The sequence below is a fragment of the Streptomyces hydrogenans genome (genome assembly GCF_014656075.1).
GTDB classification, from domain to species: Bacteria; Actinomycetota; Actinomycetes; order Streptomycetales; family Streptomycetaceae; genus Streptomyces; species Streptomyces hydrogenans.
Genome location: NZ_BNBS01000013.1, coordinates 34,582 through 53,773, shown reverse-complemented (window position 1 = coordinate 53,773; position 19,192 = coordinate 34,582). Strand labels below are relative to the sequence as shown.

21 protein-coding genes and 1 pseudogene are annotated in these 19,192 nt (G+C 73.1%); 13 read left to right on the top strand and 9 right to left on the bottom strand.

Features of this window, described 5'->3' with window-relative positions:
- Nucleotides 1–5 precede the first annotated feature (5 nt).
- The 5 genes and pseudogenes from IE321_RS08495 to IE321_RS08475 form a co-directional block, all read right to left on the bottom strand.
- On the bottom strand, nt 6–668 hold the full coding sequence (locus IE321_RS08495; RefSeq protein WP_190222355.1) for an urease accessory protein UreF: 663 nt from the start codon (nt 666–668) through the stop codon (nt 6–8).
- The gene (locus IE321_RS08490) at nt 668–2,389 is read right to left on the bottom strand and encodes an urease subunit alpha (protein WP_190222354.1); all 1,722 of its coding nucleotides are present in this window, start codon (nt 2,387–2,389) and stop codon (nt 668–670) included. The genes IE321_RS08495 and IE321_RS08490 overlap by 1 nt, the downstream gene beginning before the upstream one ends.
- Nucleotides 2,390–2,522: 133 nt before the next feature.
- A pseudogene (locus IE321_RS08485) lies at nt 2,523–2,828 on the bottom strand (urease subunit beta); the annotation flags it as partial.
- 15 nt (nt 2,829–2,843) lie between these two features.
- Nucleotides 2,844–3,146: an urease subunit gamma gene (locus IE321_RS08480; protein WP_030746741.1), complete on the bottom strand. Its 303-nt coding sequence runs from the start codon at nt 3,144–3,146 to the stop codon at nt 2,844–2,846.
- Nucleotides 3,147–3,308: 162 nt separating this feature from the next.
- Complete coding sequence (locus IE321_RS08475) at nt 3,309–3,950, bottom strand: TetR/AcrR family transcriptional regulator (RefSeq protein ID WP_190222352.1); 642 nt, start codon at nt 3,948–3,950, stop codon at nt 3,309–3,311.
- 253 nt (nt 3,951–4,203) lie between these two features.
- On the opposite strand from IE321_RS08475, the gene IE321_RS08470 reads away from it, so the two are divergent.
- On the top strand, nt 4,204–5,259 hold the full coding sequence (locus IE321_RS08470) for an ABC transporter permease (protein ID WP_190222351.1): 1,056 nt from the start codon (nt 4,204–4,206) through the stop codon (nt 5,257–5,259).
- A 155-nt stretch (nt 5,260–5,414) separates the two neighbouring features.
- Here the strand turns inward: IE321_RS08470 and IE321_RS08465 are convergent, their stop codons facing one another.
- Nucleotides 5,415–5,714 (bottom strand): type II toxin-antitoxin system Phd/YefM family antitoxin, encoded by a 300-nt coding sequence (locus IE321_RS08465; RefSeq protein WP_190222350.1) that lies wholly within the window; start codon nt 5,712–5,714, stop codon nt 5,415–5,417.
- Between the two features lie 58 nt (nt 5,715–5,772).
- On the opposite strand from IE321_RS08465, the gene IE321_RS08460 reads away from it, so the two are divergent.
- From IE321_RS08460 to IE321_RS08445, 4 genes are all read left to right on the top strand, one after another.
- Complete coding sequence (locus tag IE321_RS08460) at nt 5,773–6,396, top strand: ATP-dependent Clp protease proteolytic subunit (protein ID WP_190222349.1); 624 nt, start codon at nt 5,773–5,775, stop codon at nt 6,394–6,396.
- Between the two features lie 7 nt (nt 6,397–6,403).
- Nucleotides 6,404–6,709, top strand: coding sequence for a hypothetical protein (locus IE321_RS08455; protein ID WP_043223396.1), 306 nt, complete (start codon nt 6,404–6,406; stop codon nt 6,707–6,709).
- 524 nt (nt 6,710–7,233) lie between these two features.
- A complete protein-coding gene (locus tag IE321_RS08450; RefSeq protein WP_043223395.1) occupies nt 7,234–7,710 on the top strand; it encodes a C40 family peptidase in 477 nt (158 codons plus the stop codon).
- A 223-nt stretch (nt 7,711–7,933) separates the two neighbouring features.
- Nucleotides 7,934–8,377, top strand: a complete 444-nt coding sequence (locus IE321_RS08445) for a cytidine deaminase (RefSeq protein WP_190222348.1) — start codon at nt 7,934–7,936, stop codon at nt 8,375–8,377.
- 18 nt (nt 8,378–8,395) lie between these two features.
- On the opposite strand, the gene IE321_RS08440 is transcribed toward IE321_RS08445, so the two are convergent.
- Both IE321_RS08440 and IE321_RS08435 read right to left on the bottom strand, forming a co-directional pair.
- Nucleotides 8,396–8,854 carry an ATP-binding protein gene (locus IE321_RS08440; protein WP_043223393.1) on the bottom strand — a complete coding sequence of 153 codons (459 nt, stop codon included), beginning with the start codon at nt 8,852–8,854 and terminating at the stop codon, nt 8,396–8,398.
- Between the two features lie 193 nt (nt 8,855–9,047).
- Nucleotides 9,048–10,226, bottom strand: coding sequence for an 8-amino-7-oxononanoate synthase (locus IE321_RS08435; protein WP_190222347.1), 1,179 nt, complete (start codon nt 10,224–10,226; stop codon nt 9,048–9,050).
- A 156-nt stretch (nt 10,227–10,382) separates the two neighbouring features.
- On the opposite strand from IE321_RS08435, the gene bioB reads away from it, so the two are divergent.
- The 7 genes from bioB to IE321_RS08400 all read left to right on the top strand — a co-directional run bounded on the left by bioB (nt 10,383) and on the right by IE321_RS08400 (nt 17,202).
- On the top strand, nt 10,383–11,642 hold the full coding sequence (bioB, locus tag IE321_RS08430; protein ID WP_190222346.1) for a biotin synthase BioB: 1,260 nt from the start codon (nt 10,383–10,385) through the stop codon (nt 11,640–11,642).
- A 9-nt stretch (nt 11,643–11,651) separates the two neighbouring features.
- Nucleotides 11,652–12,932 carry an adenosylmethionine--8-amino-7-oxononanoate transaminase gene (locus IE321_RS08425; RefSeq protein ID WP_190222345.1) on the top strand — a complete coding sequence of 427 codons (1,281 nt, stop codon included), beginning with the start codon at nt 11,652–11,654 and terminating at the stop codon, nt 12,930–12,932.
- A 73-nt stretch (nt 12,933–13,005) separates the two neighbouring features.
- Nucleotides 13,006–13,722, top strand: coding sequence for a dethiobiotin synthase (gene bioD, locus IE321_RS08420; protein WP_190222344.1), 717 nt, complete (start codon nt 13,006–13,008; stop codon nt 13,720–13,722).
- A gap of 71 nt (nt 13,723–13,793) precedes the next feature.
- Nucleotides 13,794–14,138 carry a VOC family protein gene (locus tag IE321_RS08415; protein WP_043223388.1) on the top strand — a complete coding sequence of 115 codons (345 nt, stop codon included), beginning with the start codon at nt 13,794–13,796 and terminating at the stop codon, nt 14,136–14,138.
- An 81-nt stretch (nt 14,139–14,219) separates the two neighbouring features.
- Nucleotides 14,220–14,645 carry a GNAT family N-acetyltransferase gene (locus tag IE321_RS08410; RefSeq protein ID WP_190222343.1) on the top strand — a complete coding sequence of 142 codons (426 nt, stop codon included), beginning with the start codon at nt 14,220–14,222 and terminating at the stop codon, nt 14,643–14,645.
- A gap of 200 nt (nt 14,646–14,845) precedes the next feature.
- Nucleotides 14,846–16,186 carry a hemolysin family protein gene (locus tag IE321_RS08405; RefSeq protein ID WP_190222342.1) on the top strand — a complete coding sequence of 447 codons (1,341 nt, stop codon included), beginning with the start codon at nt 14,846–14,848 and terminating at the stop codon, nt 16,184–16,186.
- Complete coding sequence (locus tag IE321_RS08400) at nt 16,183–17,202, top strand: hemolysin family protein (protein WP_043223383.1); 1,020 nt, start codon at nt 16,183–16,185, stop codon at nt 17,200–17,202. Before IE321_RS08405 ends, IE321_RS08400 begins: the two co-directional genes overlap by 4 nt.
- Before the next feature lie 90 nt (nt 17,203–17,292).
- On the opposite strand, the gene IE321_RS08395 is transcribed toward IE321_RS08400, so the two are convergent.
- A complete protein-coding gene (locus IE321_RS08395) occupies nt 17,293–18,321 on the bottom strand; it encodes a maleylpyruvate isomerase N-terminal domain-containing protein (protein WP_190222341.1) in 1,029 nt (342 codons plus the stop codon).
- Between the two features lie 64 nt (nt 18,322–18,385).
- Between IE321_RS08395 and IE321_RS08390 the strand changes: the two genes are divergently transcribed.
- A complete protein-coding gene (locus tag IE321_RS08390) occupies nt 18,386–19,168 on the top strand; it encodes an SGNH/GDSL hydrolase family protein (RefSeq protein ID WP_043223536.1) in 783 nt (260 codons plus the stop codon).
- Nucleotides 19,169–19,192 lie beyond the last annotated feature (24 nt).

The window sequence follows — 19,192 nt, the reverse complement described above, 5'->3', positions numbered from 1 at the left end:
CAGTGTTACGAGGCGAAGAGGCGGACGGGCCAGGCCGCGTGCTGTTCGGCGGTGATGTCGAGGAGCGGCGCGGAGGCGGCGGGCAGGGCGTCGACGCCCTCGCGCGCGGCGGCGGTCGCCCGGGCCGCGACCTCGTCCATCACGGGGGCGAGCCGCGCGAGGACGGCGGTCGCCTGGTACGGGTCGAGGCCCAGGAGGCGTACGGTCGCGGTCGCCGGACCGCCGGCCGTCTCGTACGCGGCGCAGTGCGCGGCGTCCTCGGGGCCGCGGCCGGCGGCCCGCGCGGTGGCGCCGAGGACGACGGGCTGGTGCGCGCCGCGCGGGAACGCGGCGGCGAGCGCGTCGAGTCCTGGGCCCGGCCAGGTGGCGCGGGCGGCCCGCATCAGCTGGCGACCGAGCCGCCGGGAGGCGGCGCGGAGGGCGGGTGAGGGGGTGCGGGCGTCGGCGGCCGCGTCGAGCTCGTACGGGTCGTGGCCGAGGGCCGCGGCGGCCGCGAGGCCGGCCGCGGTGAGCCCGGTGGTGTGCAGACGCCCAAGGCAGAAGGCTTCCAGTCCGGCGGCGTCCCGGATCCGGCCCGCCTTGACGGCGGCCTCGGCGCCGCCGGAGTGCGCGTGCCCACCGGCGGGGAAGCGCCCGTCGGCGAGCACGAGCAGTGCGGAGCGCGTCATCAGAAGAGGAAGTAACGCTGGGCCATGGGCAGTTCCGCGGCGGGCGCCGGTTCGACCGCCTCGCCGTCGATGGTGACGGTGAAGGTGTCGGCGTCGACCTCGACGCGCGGCAGGGCGTCGTTCTCCCGCATGTCCGCCTTGGTGACGCGGCGGGTGGAGCGGATCGGGGTGAACTCCTTGGCCAGACCGAGCCGCCGCGGCAGGTCGTCCTCGATCGCCGCCTCGGCGGTGAAGTTGACGGAGCCGGCCGCGGCCGCCCTGCCCAGGGCGCCGAACATCGGCCTCGGCAGCACCGGTTGGGGCGTGGGGATGGAGGCATTGGCGTCACCCATCTGGGCGTACGCGATCTGCCCGCCCTTGAGGACCACGAGCGGCTTCACGCCGAAGAAGGCCGGCTCCCAGAGGACCAGGTCGGCGAGCTTGCCCGGCTCGACGGACCCGATGAGGTGGTCCATGCCCTGGGCGACGGCCGGGTTGATCGTGTACTTGGCGACGTAGCGGCGCACCCGGTGGTTGTCGGCCCGGCCGTCCCCCGGGAGCGCGCCGCGCCGCTTCTTCATGACGTGGGCGGTCTGCCAGGTCCGCAGGATCACCTCGCCGACGCGGCCCATGGCCTGGGAGTCGGAGGAGATGATCGAGATCGCGCCGAGGTCGTGGAGGACGTCCTCGGCGGCGATGGTGGAGGGCCGGATCCGGGACTCGGCGAAGGCCAGGTCCTCGGGGACGGCGGGGTTGAGGTGGTGGCAGACCATCAGCATGTCGAGGTGTTCCTCGATGGTGTTGACGGTGTGCGGCCGGGTCGGGTTGGTCGAGCTGGGCAGCACGTACGGCTCGGAGACCGCGGTGATGATGTCCGGTGCGTGCCCGCCGCCCGCTCCCTCGGTGTGGTACGCGTGGATGGTCCGGCCCGCGATGGCGGCGAGGGTGTCGCCGACGAACCCGGCCTCGTTGAGGGTGTCGGTGTGGATGGCCAGCTGGACGCCGGTCTCCTCGCAGACGTCGAGGCAGGCGTCGATGACGGCGGGGGTGGCCCCCCAGTCCTCGTGGATCTTGAAGCCGAGGGCGCCGCCGCGCAGCTGGGAGTGCATGGCCTCGCGGGACATGGTGTTGCCCTTGCCGAGGAGGCCGATGTTGACGGGGAAGGTGTCCAGGGCCTCGAACATCCGGGCCATGTGCCAGGGCCCCGGGGTGACGGTGGTGGCCTTGGTGCCCTCGGCGGGGCCGGTGCCGCCGCCGACGAGGGTGGTGATGCCGGTGGCGAGGGCCTGCTCGACGACGGTCGGCGAGATGAAGTGGATGTGGGTGTCGACGCCGCCGGCGGTGACGATCCGGCCGTTGCCGACGATCACCTCGGTCTCCGGCCCGATGACGAGCCCGGGGTGCACCCCGTCCATGGTGTCGGGGTTGCCGGCCTTGCCGAGCGCCGTGATCCGGCCGTCGCGGATGCCGATGTCGGCCTTGACGATCCCCCAGTGGTCGATGACCAGCGCACCGGTGATCACGGTGTCGGGGGCGCCTTCGGCACGTGTGGTGCGGGCCTGCCCCATCGACTCGCGGATGACCTTGCCGCCGCCGAAGACGGCCTCCTCGCCGGCCCGGCCGGGCCCGCCGGAGCGGTCCTCCTCGATCTCCACCAGCAGGTCGGTGTCGGCGAGCCGGACGCGGTCGCCGGTGGTGGGGCCGAACAGGTCGGCGTACACGGCACGGTGGAGGTCAGGCACGGGGATCTCCGTTCGGGGCCGCGGCGTCGGGGCGGGCGGTCGGGGCGGGGGTGCTCGACGGGCCGGGCTCGGTGGGGGTGCTCGACGGCGCGGACGCGGTCGAGGTTTCCAGCGGGCCGGTCGGGGGCGGGGTGTCCAGCGGGCCGGCGGTCTCGCCGCGGAGGCCGGGGACGATCCGGTGGCCGGCGATCGGCACGAGTTCGACCTCGACGGGGATGCCCGGCTCGAAGCGCACGGCGGTGCCGGCGGCGATGTGCAGCCGCAGACCGCGCGCGGCCGCGCGGTCGAAGTCGAGGCCGGGGTTGACCTCGGCGAAGTGGTAGTGGGAGCCGACCTGGACGGGCCGGTCGGCTGCGTTCAGGACGGTGAGGCGGGTGACGGGGCGGCCCTCGTTGAGGGACACCGGCCCGTCCCCGTACAGGATCTCTCCGGGGATCATCGGCGCCGGCCCCCGTCAGACGATCGGGTCGTGGACGGTGACGAGCTTGGTGCCGTCCGGGAAGGTGGCCTCGACCTGGACGTCGTGGATCATCTCGGGGATGCCGTCCATGACGTCGTCGCGGGAGAGCACCTTGCGCCCGGAGGCCATGAGCTCGGCGACGGTGCGCCCGTCGCGCGCGCCCTCCAGGATGTGCGCCGTGATGAGGGCGACGGCCTCGGGGTGGTTGAGCCTCACCCCGCGGGCGCGACGCTTCTCCGCCACGTCGGCGGCCACATGAATGAGCAGGCGTTCCTGCTCGTGCGGGCTCAGTTGCACTCTTCCACCTCACAGTCGTCCACCGGGCCGCACCCGGTCAGCTGCGGACCCTACCGACCGTCAACACTCTGTTGAACAGCGGAGATGCGGTGGACGGCCGGACATTGCACGTTAGGGCGGAAGTTTTTCCGGCGCGTTAACTCCGGCTTTGCGATCTCATGATCATCGGACCGCCGGGGAGGGTCCCTCCTGGGCGCCGGCGTTCATCGACATGAGACCCCGGAGCCCCTCGCCGAGAACCTCGATCTCGACGTCCCCGAAGAGCGCCTGCTGGGCGATGAACCCCTGGACCGCGGCGATGAGGGTGCGGGCCATCACCTCGGAGGAGACGTCCGCCGTGAGCACGCCGCTCGCGCGGTAGGCGTCGAAGAGTTCGGACCAGAGCGCCCGCATCGCGTCGAAGCCCTGCGCGAGGGCCTTCGCCAGGGCCTCGTCCCGGAGGGTCTCGGCCCACACCTGGACGATCAGCCGGGCGAACGCGTGCCGGTCGGCCCCGCTGATCCGCTCCTCCAGGACGATCGTCACGACGCGGGCCACGAGGACGTCGGGGGTCGGCGGCGGGGTGGACGCGGCCGCCTCGACGAAGGCGGTGCGGACGCTCGAGAAGGTCTCCTCCGCGATGGCCTGGATGAGCTCGTCCTTGCTGCGGAAGTAGCGGTACACCGCACCGGCGGAGAGCCCCGCCTCGGCGAGCACGTCCTGCATCGACGTGGCGTGGAAGCCGTTCCGGGCGAAGCAGCGGGCGGCGCCGTCGAGGATCTGGCGGCGGCGGGCGTCGAGGTGTTCCTGGGAGACACGGGCCATGCCACGAACCTAAAACGAATATTCATTCTTGACAACTTCCCCACCTCGGCGGACAGTGGGCCTCAGGTAAAACGAACGATCCTTCTCTTTGACTCTTCAGATCGCGCTCCACCTGGATCGCACCTTCCCCGGGCCGCTCCTTCTCCATGGATCGCTCCTTCTCCATGGATCGCACCTGCTCCATGGATCGGACCGGCCCTGGGGGGCGGTTCCGCCCGCCCGTTCCCGTCCCGCGCATCGAATCGAGGCCGCCATGCCCTCCGCCGCCGCCCCCACCGCGGGGCGCACGACCCTCGCGGTGATCCTGCTCGTCCCCGTGCTCGCCGCCCTTCTCCTGTGGACCTTCGCCTGGCCCGCCGCCCGTACCGCCCCGCGCGACCTCCCCGTCGGGATCGCGGGCCCCGCGGCGGCCGCCGACGGGCTGGCCCGCGAGCTCGGCCGGCACGAGGGCGCCTTCGAGATCCACCGGTACGAGGACGCCGCCGCCGCGCGCTCCGCCGTCGAGGCCCGTGAGATCTACGGCGCGGTCGTCGTCACCCCGGCCGGACCGGAACTGCTGACCGCGTCCGCCGGCAGCCCGGTCGTCGCCGGCCTTCTCCGCGAGGCGGTCACCGCCGGCGCCGCCGCCGAGGGCAGGACCGACCCGGTCGCCGACGTCGTCGCCCCGCCCACGGCGGATCCGCGCGGCAGCGTGCTCGGCGCCGGCCTGCTGCCGCTCGCCGTCGCGGGCGCCGCGACGGGCGTGGCCGCCCTCTTCCTCGGACTGCGCGGGACGCGCGCCGCGACGGCCCTCGCCGGCGCCTCGGCCCTCGCCGGACTCGCGGGCGCGGCCCTCACCCACAGCTGGCTCGGCGCCCTGACCGGGAACTGGTGGGCGGAGGCCGGCGTGTTCGCCCTCACCGTGCTCGCCATCGGCGCCACCTTCTCGGGGCTCGCCACCCTGCTCGGCAAGCCGGGCCTCGGCCTCGCGGCCGTCCTCACCGTGCTCGCGGGCAACGCCTTCTCCGGCATGAGCAGCGCGCCGGAACTCCTGCCGACCGGCATCGGCCTCCTCGGCCAGTGGCTGCCGCCGGGCGCGGGCGGCCAGGCCCTCCGGTCCGTCGCCTACTTTGACGGGGCAGCGGCGGGCGGTCCCGTCCTGGTCCTCTCCCTCTGGGCGGCCGCGGGGCTCACGGCCGTGACCCTGGGCGGACGGCGGGGCCGGACGGCGGCGGAGCCCGTACCGGCCGCGGCGTCCGCGTCCGGCACTCCGGCTTCGGCTTCGGCTTCGGCTTCGGCTTCGGCTTCGGCTTCGGCTTCGACCGGCTGATCGCCGCACCCCACAGACAGCCGCGTGCCCCCGCTGTAGCGGACGGGGGCACGCGGCTTCCGTATACACGGGGTCGCGAGCAAGGGGTCACGACACCGGGGGCGCGATCCAGAGAGTGCGATCCGGGGGCGCGGTCCAGGGCTCGCCCCGCCGGGTCAGCCGGTGCCGGGCTCGCGGTGGTGGGCGGCGATGCCGAAGCGGCGCTGTTCACCGGTGGCGGAACCCAGAACGCCCGGACCGGACACTCCGGACAGCGAGGTGATGACCAGCTCTTCGGCCTCCTCCGGCGCCTCGGCCTCCAGCTTCTCCAGTCGTTCCAGGTCAGCGGCGGAGACCAGGGCCACGAGCGGCTTCCCGTGGCGGGTCACGACCACGCGCTCGTCGCCGTACACCACGCGGTTGATGAGGTCGGCGAGCTCCGCCCGCGCTTGCGTCACCGGGATCTCGTAGGTCATGCTCCTCATCTTACGGTCTGTACGTCCTGTACATTTTTTACAGAAGGAGGTGCTCCTGATGGACGCACGCCACGTTCTGCCGGAGTTCTCGGAACGGACCCCGTACGGCACCCGGACCCTGGATCCGTACGCCAAGCTCCTGGAGAACCGGATCGTCTTCCTCGGCACGACGGTCGACGACATCGCGGCGAGCGACGTGATCGCCCAGCTCCTGTACCTCGACCACGCGGATCCGGGTCGGGACATCGCCCTGTACCTCAACTCCCCCGGCGGCTCGATCACCGCCATGACCGCGATCCACGACACGATGCGCAGCCTGGCGAGCGACGTGGAGACGACCTGCCTCGGGCAGGCGGGCTCCACGGCGGCGGTCCTCCTCGCCGCCGGCGCGCCCGGCAAGCGCCTGATGCTGCCCGGCGCCCGGGTCACCCTGCGCCAGCCGGTGCTCGACGAACCCCTCAACGGGCAGCTCTCCGACCTGGACCTCCAGGCGCACGAACTGCTGCGCATGCGCGCCGTCATGACGGAGCTCCTCGCCTCGTACACCGGCCGGGACGCGGCGGGGATCGCCGCCGACACCGACCGCCTGACCGTCCTGGACGCGCCGGCCGCGCAGGCGTACGGCCTGGTCGACCACATCGTCAGCGACAGGCGGGCCGCCTCCGCCGCCTCGGCCCGGTGAGCCCGCGATGGTGCCGGAGCTTCCGCCGCTGCCCGCCCTGACGCGTGCCGAGGGGCAGTTCATCGACGCGTACCTCGAAGTCGTCGACCTTCTGGGGAAGATCAATCCATCCAGGGGTTCGCATACCTATGGCGCCCTGCGCGCCGCGCAGGCGCTGGTCGGCCGCGTGGACGCGCTGCGCGAGGCCCTGACGCTCATGCACATGCGGGGCGAGAGCGAGGTCCACGCCGAGACATTGGCGTGCGCGCTGCGGGTGTTGGACGGCGAGCGGCGAGCAGCCCGCGTCACCGTGCCGGGAACACGGGCGAGTTGACATTCCGACGTGTCGTGTCCAGCCCCGGACGGCCGACACGAGACGCAGAAACCGTCCCCCGTTCGGCGTATTCGAGGGATCGACAGTTGCGGCGTGCGAGTTGCGCAACAGGTGTACGCATTTGGCGGAATAGGACATTCCGGCGCTGGTACGAGGCTCGTCGCCCAAACCTACGACGATCACGAAACCCTCTTGTCCACCCGTATGGATCAGTCGTGAGGAGCCTCACATAACGCCGTTTCCGCTCGGTTTTCGCCCGAACCGTGGGTCAAGATCCTCGACGACGACAAGCCCCCGCCATCCAGGCGGGGCGGTCCGGGCGGACGCCGAGTCCTGCCGCCGTCCCGGACGTCTGGTCGACAGGATTGGACCGGCAGGAGTGGAGGACCCGAGCAGTACGGGTCGACCGCGCTGATTCCCCAGCGCGGCCGTCCCTTGGGGTGAAGCCGCAGCCGCGGCCGGGCATCTTCGCCTGCCCGAACCCGACAGGTCATCCTTCACAGGCGGCTGACGAAGGGTTGCGCATGACTGCGCAGATGCATGTCCCGTCCCTGCTGTCCCGGGCCGGAGCCGTCTCGGCTCTCACCCTCGCCGCCGTCGGCGGCACGCTCCTCGCCCCGGGAGCGGCACCAGAGGCCCAGGCGGCCACCTCATACGCGACGAAGGCACTGGGCGTCGCCGCGTCCAAGAAGGGCGCGCCCTACGGATACGGCGCGGCGGGTCCCACCCGCTTCGACTGCTCCGGACTGACGCTCTACGCGTACAAGAAGGCGGGCAAGTCGCTGCCCCGCACCGCGCAGCAGCAGTACAACAAGACCCGGCACATCTCCGCCTCCAGCCGCCAGAAGGGCGACCTGGTCTTCTTCCACTCGGGCGGCAGGGTCTACCACGTGGGGATCTACGCCGGCAGCGGCAAGATCTGGCATTCGCCCAAGACGGGATCCTGGGTGAAGCTCGACCGGATCTGGAGCTCCAAGGTCTACTACGGTCGCGTGCGCTGACCCGACGGCGCCTGCGGTCGTGTCCCCGGGTGCGGTGGCGCCGCCGCACCCTCCCGCAGGCGCCGTACCCCTCTCCCCCGCCTCACCCGAGGCACTGTGCAATCGCCCTGCCCCACCCACCCGAGGCGGTGCGCGATCACCCCGCCCCACCCAGGCGGTGCGCAAACACCCGGCCCTGCCCAAGGCCGTGCGCAATCACCCCGGCCCTTCCTAGGATGCGGCGATGACACTTGACCAAGCCCTCGTCGACGCCGCCATCGCCCAGCTGGACCGCCGCTGGCCCGCCGACGAGCCCGGAGGGGCCGCCGCCGTCCGCCTCGACGACGGGCGGATCCTGACCAGCGTCGGCTTCGACAACATCCACGCGAGCGTCAGCCTCTGCCAGGAGACCGGCGCGTACTGCCAGGCGTACACCCTCGACCGGAGGGTGACCGCCTCCGTGTGCGTCTTCCGCGACCCGGAGGACGGCCGGTACGTCATCCTGCCGCCGTGCGGGATCTGCCAGGAACGGCTCGCGCTCTGGGGGCCCGACGTCGAGGTCGGCGTCCCCGACCCCGAGGACCCGACCCGCTGGCTCTCCCGCAGGCTCGCGGACGTCAATCCGTACTACTGGGCGCGCCACTTCGCCGGCGGCGCGTGGCCCTCGACCGCGATGCACGCCGAATGAACGGCGCCGACACGGCGTTCAGCAGGCGGGCACGACGTCGGCCCTCGTGGCGGCGACCCACGGCAGCGTGATCCACACGGTCTTTCCGCCCTCGTCGGTCGGCGTGAAGGAGAGCCGTCCGCCCGCCTCCGCCGCGAGCACCCGGATGATCACCATGCCGCGCCCGTTGTCCTGCTGGACGGCGGCCGGGAGCCGGCGCGGGAAGCGCGGATGGCTGTCCGTGACACCGACCCGCAGGACCTGCTCGCGGTCGAGGCGCAGCTCGACGGTGAAGGTGGGCGATTGCCCAAAGGTGTGCACCACCGCGTTGGTCGCCAGCTCCGACACCATCAACCGGAGCGCGTCCGCCGCTTCCGCCGTGTCAGCGCCGTCGTCCAGTCCCCAGCGACCGAGCACCTCCGACACGAACCTCCGTGCCGCGGCGACCGAGGCGGGTTCGCTCGGCAGGGTGACGGATGCTTCTCGGTGATCTGCCATGGCGACGTCGTCCCTTTCCCGCCGGGGCCGTCGCCCCGGATCGCGCTCCGCGTCAGACTGCCACCGATCGGGTGCCCGGGTGGGGCGTTCTCCCGATATATGCCCCGTTCTGTCGCCCGAAGCGGTGAACTCTCGCCCCACGAGCCGACCTTGGACGTCCGCACAATGTCCGGGGCTCAGCGGGCACCGGCGCTCAGCGCGCCCCGGCCGGCGCGGTCCGCACGATCGTCGCGACCGCCGCCGCGATCTCCGCGGCGGTGAGGTCCGCGCGCGCCGTCAGCCGCAGCCGCGAGATCCCGTCCGGAACGGACGGAGGACGGAAACACCCCACGGACAGACCGTGTTCGCGGCAGTCGGCGGCCCATCGAAGGGCCTCCTCGGGCCCCGGCGCGTGCACCGACACCACGGCGGCGTCCGGCCGGGCCGAGGTGAAGCCGGCCTCGGTGAGCATCCTGTGCAGATCGACAGCGACCGTGCGCGCCCGCCCGGCGAGACCCGGATCGGCGGCGATCAGGCGGAGGCTCGCGAGCGCCGCACCGGTCGCGGCCGGAGCGAGCCCGGTGTCGAAGATGAAGGTGCGCGCCGCGTTGACGAGGTGCTCGATCACCCGCGCGGGCCCGAGCACCGCACCACCCTGGCTGCCCAGCGACTTGGAGAGGGTGAGGGTGGCCACCACGTCCTCGTCACCGGCGAGTCCGGCACCGTACGGCGCCCCCCGGCCGCCCTCCCCCAGGACACCGAACCCGTGCGCGTCGTCCACGACGATCCCGGCGCCGTGGTCACGGCAGACGGCGGCGAGTTCCTCCAGCGGTGCCCGGTCGCCGTCGACGGAGAAGACGGAGTCGCTGACGGCGAGCGCCCGCCGGTCCGGATGCGCCTCCAGCGTCTTGCGTACGGCTTCGGGGTCGGCGTGCGGGACCACCGCCGCCTCGGCGCGGGCCAGCCGGCAGCCGTCGACGATCGAGGCGTGGTTGGCGGCATCGGACACGATGAGCGCGCCCGGCCCGCCGAGCGCGGTGAGCGCGGCGAGGTTGGCGGTGTAGCCGGAGGAGAAGACCAGGGCGGCCTCGAAGCCGCAGAACGCGGCCAGTTCGCGTTCGAGCGTGGCGTGCAGTTCGGTCGTACCGGTGACGAGGCGCGAACCGGTCGCGCCCGCCCCCCAGCGCCGGGCCGCCTCGGCGGCGGCGGCGGTGACCTCCGGGTGCCGGGTGAGGCCGAGGTAGTCGTTGCCCGCCAGGTCCACCAGCTCGGACTCGGCCCGGCGCGGCCGTAGGGTCCGGACCAGCCCGGCCTCGGCCCTCCGGCGGGCCTCGGCACCGGTCCAGTCGAAGGCGGTGCGGCGCGCGGGCGGGGTCGGCTGGGCCTGGGACATGCGGCGTTCCTTTTGTAGGCACCTTTTGTAGGCAGCGCACAGACCCTAACCGCAGGCGGCCGAGGTCGGGATGTGGTCATACACACACCTCGATCGGGCCCGTTTGTTCAGATCCTCCTTGGCCGGGGGGTGTGCCGTAGGCAAGGATCAGCCCTTATGGACCTGCTGAACACGCTGGTGGAGAAGGGGCTGCGGCGCGAGTCGCCGACCCGTGAAGAAGCGCTCGCCGTCCTGGCGACCTCCGACGACGAACTGCTCGATGTGGTGGCCGCGGCCGGCAAGGTGCGCCGTCAGTGGTTCGGACGGCGGGTGAAGCTCAACTACCTCGTCAACCTGAAGTCGGGACTCTGCCCGGAGGACTGCTCGTACTGTTCGCAGCGGCTCGGCTCCAAGGCCGACATCCTCAAGTACACGTGGCTGAAGCCGGACGAGGCGTCCGAGGCCGCCGCGGCCGGCATCGCCGGCGGCGCCAAGCGGGTCTGCCTGGTGGCGAGCGGCCGCGGCCCGACCGACCGGGACGTCGACCGGGTCGGCAGGACCATCGAGGCGATCAAGGAGCAGAACGAGGGCGTCGAGGTGTGCGCCTGCCTCGGTCTGCTCTCCGACGGTCAGGCCGAGCGGCTGAAGACGGCCGGCGCCGACGCGTACAACCACAACCTCAACACCTCCGAGGGCACGTACGGCGAGATCACCACCACCCACACCTACGCGGACCGGGTGGACACCGTGCAGAAGGCGCACGCCGCCGGACTCTCGGCCTGCTCGGGCCTGATCGCGGGCATGGGCGAGACCGACGAGGACCTGGTCGACGTGGTGTTCGCGCTGCGCGAGCTGGACTCCGACTCGGTGCCGGTCAACTTCCTGATCCCCTTCGAGGGCACTCCGCTGGCGAAGGAGTGGAACCTCAGCCCGCAGCGCTGCCTGCGGATCCTGGCCATGGTCCGCTTCGTCTGCCCCGACGTGGAGGTCCGGATCGCGGGCGGCCGCGAGGTCCACCTGCGGTCGATGCAGCCGCTGGCGCTGAACATCGCCAACTCGATCTTCCTCGGCGACTACCTCACCAGCGAGGGCCAGGCCGGCAAGGCCGACCTCGACATGATCGCGGACGCCGGCTTCGAGGTGGAGGGCGCGGGCACCACCACGCTGCCCCCCGACCGCGCCGCCGCCCTCGCGGCGTCCGGCGCCGGCGGCTGCGGTTCGCACGCCGCGTCGGGCGGCTGCGGTTCCGAGGCGGCGGCCGGCTGCGGCTCGCACGCGGACGCGGCGGCCGGCGGCGGCTGCGGCCCCTGCGGCGGCCACACCGAGGCCCCCGCCGAGACCCCGGCGGCGGTGTCCACCGGCGCCTCTGACGCCCGTACCGACCTGGTGGCGGTCCGCCGTCGCGGCGCCGGCACGGACCTCGCGCCGAACGCGTAACGGGTGACGATGCGCAACGACGAACTCCTCGCCCTGGACCGGGCGCACGTCTGGCATCCGTACGGCCCCATGCCGGGCCGTGCGGAGCCGCTCGTGGTCGCGTCCGCGTCCGGTGTGCGTCTGCACCTCGCCGAGCCGTCCGAAGGACGGTCGGAGCTGATCGACGGCATGTCCTCGTGGTGGTCGGCTGTGCACGGCTACAACCACCCGGTGCTCAACGAGGCGGTGCGCGGCCAGCTCGACCGGATGAGCCACGTCATGTTCGGCGGGCTCACCCACGAGCCGGCGGTACGGCTCGCGGCCCGGCTGGTCGAGATCACGCCCGAGCCGCTGCGGCACGTCTTCCTCAGCGACTCCGGTTCCGTCGCGGTCGAGGTCGCGGCCAAGATGTGCCTCCAGTACTGGCGTTCGCTCGGCCGCACCGGCAAGCAGCGGCTGCTGACCTGGCGCGGTGGCTACCACGGCGACACCTGGCAGCCGATGTCGGTGTGCGATCCCGAGGGCGGGATGCACCAGCTGTGGTCGGGCGTGCTCCAGCGGCAGGTCTTCGTGGGCGAGCCGCCGGTCGCGTACGAGGAGTCGTACGCCGAACTGCTCCGCACCACGATCGCGCGGCACGCCGACGAGCTGGCCGCGGTGATCGTGGAGCCGGTGGTGCAGGGCGCGGGCGGCATGCGCTTCCACGACCCCGCCTATCTGCGCGTACTGCGCGAGGCGTGCGACGCGCACGACGTGCTCCTCGTCTTCGACGAGATCGCCACCGGCTTCGGCCGCACGGGCACGCTGTTCGCCGCGGACCAGGCGGGCGTCTCCCCCGACGTCATGTGCCTGGGCAAGGCCTTGACGGGCGGTTACCTGTCGATGGCGGCGACCCTGTGCACCCGCACAGTGGCCGACGGCATCTCCCAGGGCGAGGTGCCGGTGCTCGCGCACGGGCCGACGTTCATGGGCAACCCGCTCGCCTCGGCCGTGGCCTGCGCCTCCATCGACCTGCTGCTGTCCCAGGACTGGGCCCAGGAGGTCAAGCGGATCGAGACCGGACTGCGCGACGGCCTCGCCGGCACCGAGGCCCTCCCGGGCGTCCGCGACGTGCGGGTGCTCGGCGCGATCGGCGTCGTCCAGCTCGACCACGAGGTCGACATGGCCGCCGCGACGCGCGCGGCGGTCCGGGAGGGCGTCTGGCTGCGCCCGTTCCGGGACCTCATCTACACGATGCCGCCGTACGTCACGGAGGACGCCGACCTGGCCCGGATCTGCGCGGCGGTACGCGCCGCCGCGACCGCGGGCTGAGCCCGCCGGTGGCCGCGGACTCCCGCGACACGGGGGCGGACACCGGCGGAGAACACGGACAGAGAGGAACAGCATGAGCATCGTCGTCGTCAGCGGGACGGGGACGGAGATCGGCAAGACGGTCGTCACGGCGGCCGTCGCCGCCGCGGCCGTCGCCGCCGGACGGACGGTCGCGGTCCTCAAGCCCGCGCAGACCGGGCTCGCGCCGGACGAGCGGGGTGACGTGGACGAGGTGGTACGCCTCTCGGGCGCGAAGACCTCCGCCGAGCTGGCGCGCTACCCGGAGCCGCTCGCCCCCGGCACGGCCGCCCGGCGTGCGCGGATGCCCCAGGTCGGAGCCGAGTCGGTCGCGGAGGCGGCGCGCGCGCTCGCCGCGGAGCACGACCTCGTCCTCGTCGAGGGCGCGGGCGGCCTGCTCGTCCGCTTCGACGACGAGGGCGGCACGCTCGCCGACACGGCCCGGCTGCTCGGCGCCCCCGTCCTGGTGGTCGTGCCGGCCGGGCTCGGCACGCTGAACTCGACCGCGCTCACGGGCGAGGCGTTGCGGGCGCGCGGCATCGAGCAGCTGGGTGTCGTCGTCGGCAGCTGGCCCGCGGAGCCGGACCTCGCCGCGCGGTGCAATCTGGCCGACCTGCCCGAGGCGGCCGACGCGCCGCTGCTGGGCGCGGTGCCGGAGGGCTCCGGCGCACTGGACCCGGCGGCCTTCAGGGCGGCGGCGCCCGGCTGGCTCGCCCCGGTCCTCGGCGGCACGTGGGACGCGGACGCGTTCAGCCGCGCGGCCGGCGCCTGAGTCCCGGGCAGGGCCGTACTCCTCCGTGCGCACGCACTCCCGCGCGTCCCCTCCCTCCGTAGAGTGAGGGGATGCGCGCACACGTACAGGAGCTCGTCCTCGACTGCGACGACCCGGCCGCCCTGGTCCGCTTCTGGGCGGGGCTCCTCGGCGGCGACCCCGTCGACCGGAGCCCCGACTGGTCGTACGTGGACCCGCCCGGCTTCGTCCGCGTCGCCTTCCAGCGGGTGCCCGAGGGCAAGACCGTGAAGAACCGTCTGCACCTCGACGTCGAGGTGGCCGATCCGGAGGAGGCGGCCGACGAGGTGGCCCCGCTCGGCGCGGTCCGCGTCGGCGGTCTCGTCACCGACGCGCAGGGTTCCTTCCAGGTGATGCGGGACCCGGAGGGCAACGAGTTCTGCTTCGTCACGGGGTGAGGGGCGCGTCGCCGCGGCGCGGTGCCGTCCACGCTGCGGAATGTGCTGGCCCAGCCCGTACCCGCGTGGTGGGATCGTGCCGTGATCGACATACAGATTCGTGCCGCCGCGCCGACCGACGCCGACGCCGTGCTGTCCTTCTGGCGGGAGGCCGCCGAGGGCACCTCCATCTCCGACGACGTCGACGGGGTGAAGCGGCTGCTCGCCCGCGACCCCGAGGCGCTGATCCTGGCCGTGGACGGCGATGTGATCGTCGGATCGGTGATCGCCGGCTGGGACGGCTGGCGCGCCTCGCTCTACCGGCTCGCCGTTCTCCCCTCGCACCGCCGGCGCGGCATCTCGAAGACGCTGCTGCGCGCCGCGGAGGAACGGTTCGCCACGCTGGGCGGCCGTCGCGCGGACGCCATGGTCCTGGAGGCGAACGAGCGCGCGCACCAGGCGTGGACCGCCGCGGGGTACGAACGCCAGGACTCCTGGCGCCGCTGGGTGAAGCCCTTCACGGGGTGAGCGACCCACCGTTTTGCCGATCCTTTACCATGGGATCTCCTTCAGAACCCCGAGCCGACCGAAAGGTGTGAACGTCCGCCCATGGGCGAGCCCCCCAGTAGCACTGGTTCCTCCCTTCCACGGAGCACCGGTCCCGAGCACGACGACCGACATCGCGCACTCCGAGCCCCCCTGGCTGATCATGGGACGGAGGTGAACCGATGACCGAAGTGCTCCTGCTCCTGGTGGCGCTGCTGCTCTCGCTCGCGTGCGGCGCGTTCGTGGCGGCGGAGTTCTCCCTGACCACCGTCGAACGGGGCGAGCTCGAAGCGGCCGTGGAGCGCGGCGAGCGCGGCGCGGCCGGAGCCCTCAAGGCCGTCAAGTCGCTCACGTTCCAGCTCTCCGGCGCCCAGCTGGGCATCACCGTGACCAACCTGGTCGTCGGCATGCTCTCCGAACCCTCCATCGCCGCCCTGATCAAGGGCCCGGTCGAGGCGCTCGGCTTCTCCGCCTCCGTGGCCTCCTCGATCGCGCTGGTGATCGGCACCGCACTGTCCACCGTGGTCCTCATGGTGGTCGGCGAGCTGGTCCCCAAGAACTGGGCGATCTCCTCGCCCCTCGCGGTGGCCAAGGTCGTGGCAACCCCACAACGCGTCTTCACGGCCGCGTTCAAGCCGCTGATCAGTCACCTCAACAACACCGCCAACCGGATCCTGCGCCGCCTCGGCATGGAACCCGCCGAGGAGCTGGCCTCCGCCCGCTCGCCCCAGGAGCTGGTGGCGCTCGCACGCCACTCGGCGAAGGAGGGCGCGCTGGAGGCCGACACGGCCGAGTTGTTCGTCCGCACACTGAACCTCGCGGAGCTGACCGCCGAGAACGTGATGACCCCGCGCGTCCAGGTGACCGCCCTGGAGGTCCAGGCGACCGCCGAGGACGTCGCGAACGCCACGCGCGCCACCGGCCTCTCCCGCTTCCCCGTCTACCGGGGCAACCTCGACACGGTCGTGGGCATCGCCCACATCAAGGACGTCCTGGCCATACCGGCCGAACAGCGACGCCTGCGCCGCGTCGGCGACATCGCGCGCGAGCCGCTGCTCGTGCCGGAGACGCTGACCGTGGACAAGCTGCTCGACCGGCTGTCCGGCAAGCAGACGATGGCCGTCGTCATCGACGAGTACGGCGGCACCGCCGGCGTCGCGACGCTGGAGGACATCGTCGAGGAGGTCGTCGGCGAGGTGCGCGACGAACACGACCCGCACGAGACCCCCGACCTGGCCCGCGCGGGCGAGGACGAGGACGGCCGCGCGCTGTGGTCGGCCGACGGAGCCGCCCGTACCGACCAGCTGGAACGCATCGGCCTGCGGGTGCCGGACGGACCCTACGAAACCCTCGCCGGCGTCCTCGCGACCGACCTCGGCCGCATCCCGGAGGTCGGCGACACCGTGGAACTGGGCGGCTGGCGTCTCGACGTCGTCGACGCCTCCGGACGCCGCGCCGCGCGCGTCCTGATGCACGCGCCGCCGGCCCAGGACGAGGACGAGACCGGGGAGGCCCGCCGATGATCGCGATCCAGCTGCTGATCGGCCTGCTCACGCTGGTCGTGAACGCCTTCTTCGTCGGCGCCGAGTTCGCCCTGATCTCGGTCCGGCGCAGCCAGATCGAACCGCTCGCCGAGGCCGGCGACCGGCGGGCCCGCAGCGTCGTCTGGGGTCTGGAGCACGTCTCCGCGCTGCTCGCCGCGGCCCAGCTCGGCATCACGCTGTGCACCCTGGTGCTCGGCATCGTGGCCGAGCCGGCCATCGCGCACCTCCTGGAGCCCGTCTTCGACGCCGTCGGCGTGCCGCACGGCCTGGTCCACCCGATCTCGTTCGTGATCGCGCTGACCGTGGCCACCTACCTGCACATGCTGCTCGGCGAGATGGTGCCGAAGAACATCGCGCTCGCCGAACCGGCCAAGACCGCGCTGATCCTCGGCCCACCGCTGGTGACCCTGGCGCGCGCCCTGCGACCGGTGATCTTCACGATCAACGCCTTCGCGAACGCGCTGCTCAAGCTGCTGCGGGTGGAGACCAAGGACGAGGTGTCGGCGACGTTCTCGGACGACGAGCTGGCCCGTATGGTCACCGACGCGAGTGACGCCGGCCTGCTCGACGACCGCGCGACGGAGCGTCTGCACGACGCCCTGGAGCTCGGCCGTCGTCCCGTACGGGACGTGGTCATGCCGGTGGAGAAGGTGATGTACGCGCAAGTGGGCACCACCCCCGAGGAGCTGGAGGCACTGTCCGCCGCGTCGGGCTTCTCCCGCTTCCCGCTCGTGGACTCCGACCGCCGAATCCTCGGCTACCTCCACGTGAAGGACGCCCTGGACGTCACGCCGCGCGACCTTCCGTTCCCGGTGTCGGCGCTGCGCCCGGTCGCCCGGGTGCGGGCGGCGACGCCGATGGACGACGTGCTGACGGCGATGCGCCGCAGCCGTACCCACCTGGCCGCCGTCCTCGACGAGGACGGCAAGCTCGCCGGCCTGGTGACGATGGAGGACGTCCTGCGCGAACTGGTGGGCCGCCCCGCGGCGCCGTGACGCAGTGACGCAGTGACGCAGTGACGCAGTGACGCGAGGGAAGGGCCCCGGGATCCACGATCCCGGGGCCCTTCCCTCGTTCCGGCGTCCTCAGAGCGCGCCGGCCGCGAGCCAGTCGTCGAGGAGGTCACGGTCCCCGGTGAGGGCGAAGCGCGGGTCGTCGGCGTCGTAGCGGCGGTGCACGAGCAGCAGCAGCTCGCCCGCGTCCGCCGTCACGGTCGTCGTCGGTTCGGCACCGCCGCTCCCCAGGCTCCCCCGGCTCCAGGCGAAGCCGCCCCCGCCGAGCACGAGCGTCCAGGAGGCGGCGCTGTCGCGCGCGTCCAGGCGCAGGACGGCGCCGTCGCGGTCGAGGTGGGCGAGCGGTTCGGCGATCCAGGGGATGTACGGGGCGGTGGCGAGGTGGTGGTCGAGCGCCTCCGCGGCGGTGCCGGGGGCGAGCGGCCGGGCGGTGCCGGTGAGCGCGATCTCGGCGTCGGCGAGGTGGACGACCGTTTCCGCGAGGACGTGGCGCGGGTAGTGCCGCACGTACGGCTCCGCGCCCGGCGACCACACGGGCGCGGCGGGATCGACCGCGCGGGCCGCCGCGGTGAAGCGCTCGGCGCGGTCGGCGAACCATCCGGGGTACGAGGACGGGTCGGCCGGCGGGTCGAGGGGAAGCTCGGCGGCGCGGACCCGGGTCGCGGGGCGGGCGGTCACGAGGTGCTCGGCCCAGCCGTGGACGGTGCCGAGGTGGCGGGTCAGGTCGCCGAGGGTCCAGCCGGGGCAGGTCGGGACGGGCGTCGCAGGGTCGGCACCGCGGACGGTGTCGGCGTACCGCCGCGCGTGGTCCGCGACGGCGTCGACGGCGGCGAGGTGGGGATCCTCGTCGAGCCCGAAGCCCGCGGAGACCTTGAGCAGCTCCTCGCGCCGGGCGCCGGGCGGCTCGCGCAGGGCGGCCTCGCGGAAGAGACCGTCGAGGGCGCGCCGGTCGGCGGCACCGAGTCCGGCCAGGACGTGACCGGTGTCCTCCAGCCACTTCACGGCGGTGTCGGGGTCGAGGACGTCCTCGTCGCTGGTCTCGACCGCGGTCACCAGCCCGGCCAGTGCCTCGGCCAGCGCGTTCAGGAGCGCGTCGCTCATCGGGTTTCCCCTCCCGGGTTCTCCACGGCATCCGCGCATACCGCGCGGTATGATCGGCTCCGCCATGGAGATCAATGCCACGTACAACAGTCTCGTCGCCGTCGGGGACAGCTTCACCGAGGGTATGTCGGACCTGAGGCCCGACGGTTCCTACCGGGGATGGGCGGACGTCCTCGCCGGCCGGCTCGCGGCCCGCTCGCCGGGCTTCCGGTACGCGAATCTCGCCGTGCGCGGGAAGCTCATCGGACAGATCGTCGAGGAACAAGTCGCCCTGGCCGCAGGGATGAAGGCCGATGTGGTGACCCTCGTCGGCGGCCTCAACGACACCCTCCGACCCAAGGTCGACATGGGGCGGGTGAAGGGCCTCCTGACCGAGGCCGTGGAACACCTCACACCTTCCTGCGGGCAGCTCGTCCTGATGCGCAGCCCCGGCCGGAACGGTCCGGTCATGGAGCGCTTCCGCCCCCGGATGGAGGAGCTCTTCACCCACATCGACGAGCTCGCCGCCCGGCACGGCGCCCTCGTCGTCGACCTGTACGGCGCCCCGGCCCTGGGCGACCCCCGCCTGTGGGACGTCGACCGCCTGCACCTGACCGCCGACGGCCACCAGCGGGTGGCCGAAGCGGTGTGGCAGGCGCTGGGACTCGCCCCCGAGCTCGACTGGCAAACCCCGCTGCCGGCCACCGCGCCGCCCGGCTGGCTGTCGCGGCGCACCGCGGACGCCCGCTTCGCGCGGGAGCACCTCGGCCCCTGGATCGGCCGTCGGCTCACCGGCCGCTCGTCCGGCGACGGCCGCCCGCCGAAGCGGCCCGAGCTGCTGCCGTACGAGACGCGGTCCGAGGTCTGACCGGGACGCGGGCGCCCGGCGGGG

Coding starts and splice junctions, on each gene's coding strand:
- IE321_RS08395 (WP_190222341.1), bottom strand. CDS start 18,321: ATGAGCGACGCGCTCCTGAACGCGCTGGCCGAGGCACTGGCCGGGCTG.
- IE321_RS08460 (WP_190222349.1), top strand. CDS start 5,773: ATGGACGCACGCCACGTTCTGCCGGAGTTCTCGGAACGGACCCCGTAC.
- bioD (WP_190222344.1), top strand. CDS start 13,006: ATGAGCATCGTCGTCGTCAGCGGGACGGGGACGGAGATCGGCAAGACG.
- IE321_RS08435 (WP_190222347.1), bottom strand. CDS start 10,226: ATGTCCCAGGCCCAGCCGACCCCGCCCGCGCGCCGCACCGCCTTCGAC.
- IE321_RS08415 (WP_043223388.1), top strand. CDS start 13,794: ATGCGCGCACACGTACAGGAGCTCGTCCTCGACTGCGACGACCCGGCC.
- bioB (WP_190222346.1), top strand. CDS start 10,383: ATGGACCTGCTGAACACGCTGGTGGAGAAGGGGCTGCGGCGCGAGTCG.
- IE321_RS08425 (WP_190222345.1), top strand. CDS start 11,652: ATGCGCAACGACGAACTCCTCGCCCTGGACCGGGCGCACGTCTGGCAT.
- IE321_RS08470 (WP_190222351.1), top strand. CDS start 4,204: ATGCCCTCCGCCGCCGCCCCCACCGCGGGGCGCACGACCCTCGCGGTG.
- IE321_RS08405 (WP_190222342.1), top strand. CDS start 14,846: ATGACCGAAGTGCTCCTGCTCCTGGTGGCGCTGCTGCTCTCGCTCGCG.
- IE321_RS08400 (WP_043223383.1), top strand. CDS start 16,183: ATGATCGCGATCCAGCTGCTGATCGGCCTGCTCACGCTGGTCGTGAAC.
- IE321_RS08475 (WP_190222352.1), bottom strand. CDS start 3,950: ATGGCCCGTGTCTCCCAGGAACACCTCGACGCCCGCCGCCGCCAGATC.
- IE321_RS08450 (WP_043223395.1), top strand. CDS start 7,234: ATGACTGCGCAGATGCATGTCCCGTCCCTGCTGTCCCGGGCCGGAGCC.
- IE321_RS08455 (WP_043223396.1), top strand. CDS start 6,404: ATGGTGCCGGAGCTTCCGCCGCTGCCCGCCCTGACGCGTGCCGAGGGG.
- IE321_RS08445 (WP_190222348.1), top strand. CDS start 7,934: ATGACACTTGACCAAGCCCTCGTCGACGCCGCCATCGCCCAGCTGGAC.
- IE321_RS08465 (WP_190222350.1), bottom strand. CDS start 5,714: ATGACCTACGAGATCCCGGTGACGCAAGCGCGGGCGGAGCTCGCCGAC.
- IE321_RS08495 (WP_190222355.1), bottom strand. CDS start 668: ATGACGCGCTCCGCACTGCTCGTGCTCGCCGACGGGCGCTTCCCCGCC.
- IE321_RS08390 (WP_043223536.1), top strand. CDS start 18,386: ATGGAGATCAATGCCACGTACAACAGTCTCGTCGCCGTCGGGGACAGC.
- IE321_RS08440 (WP_043223393.1), bottom strand. CDS start 8,854: ATGGCAGATCACCGAGAAGCATCCGTCACCCTGCCGAGCGAACCCGCC.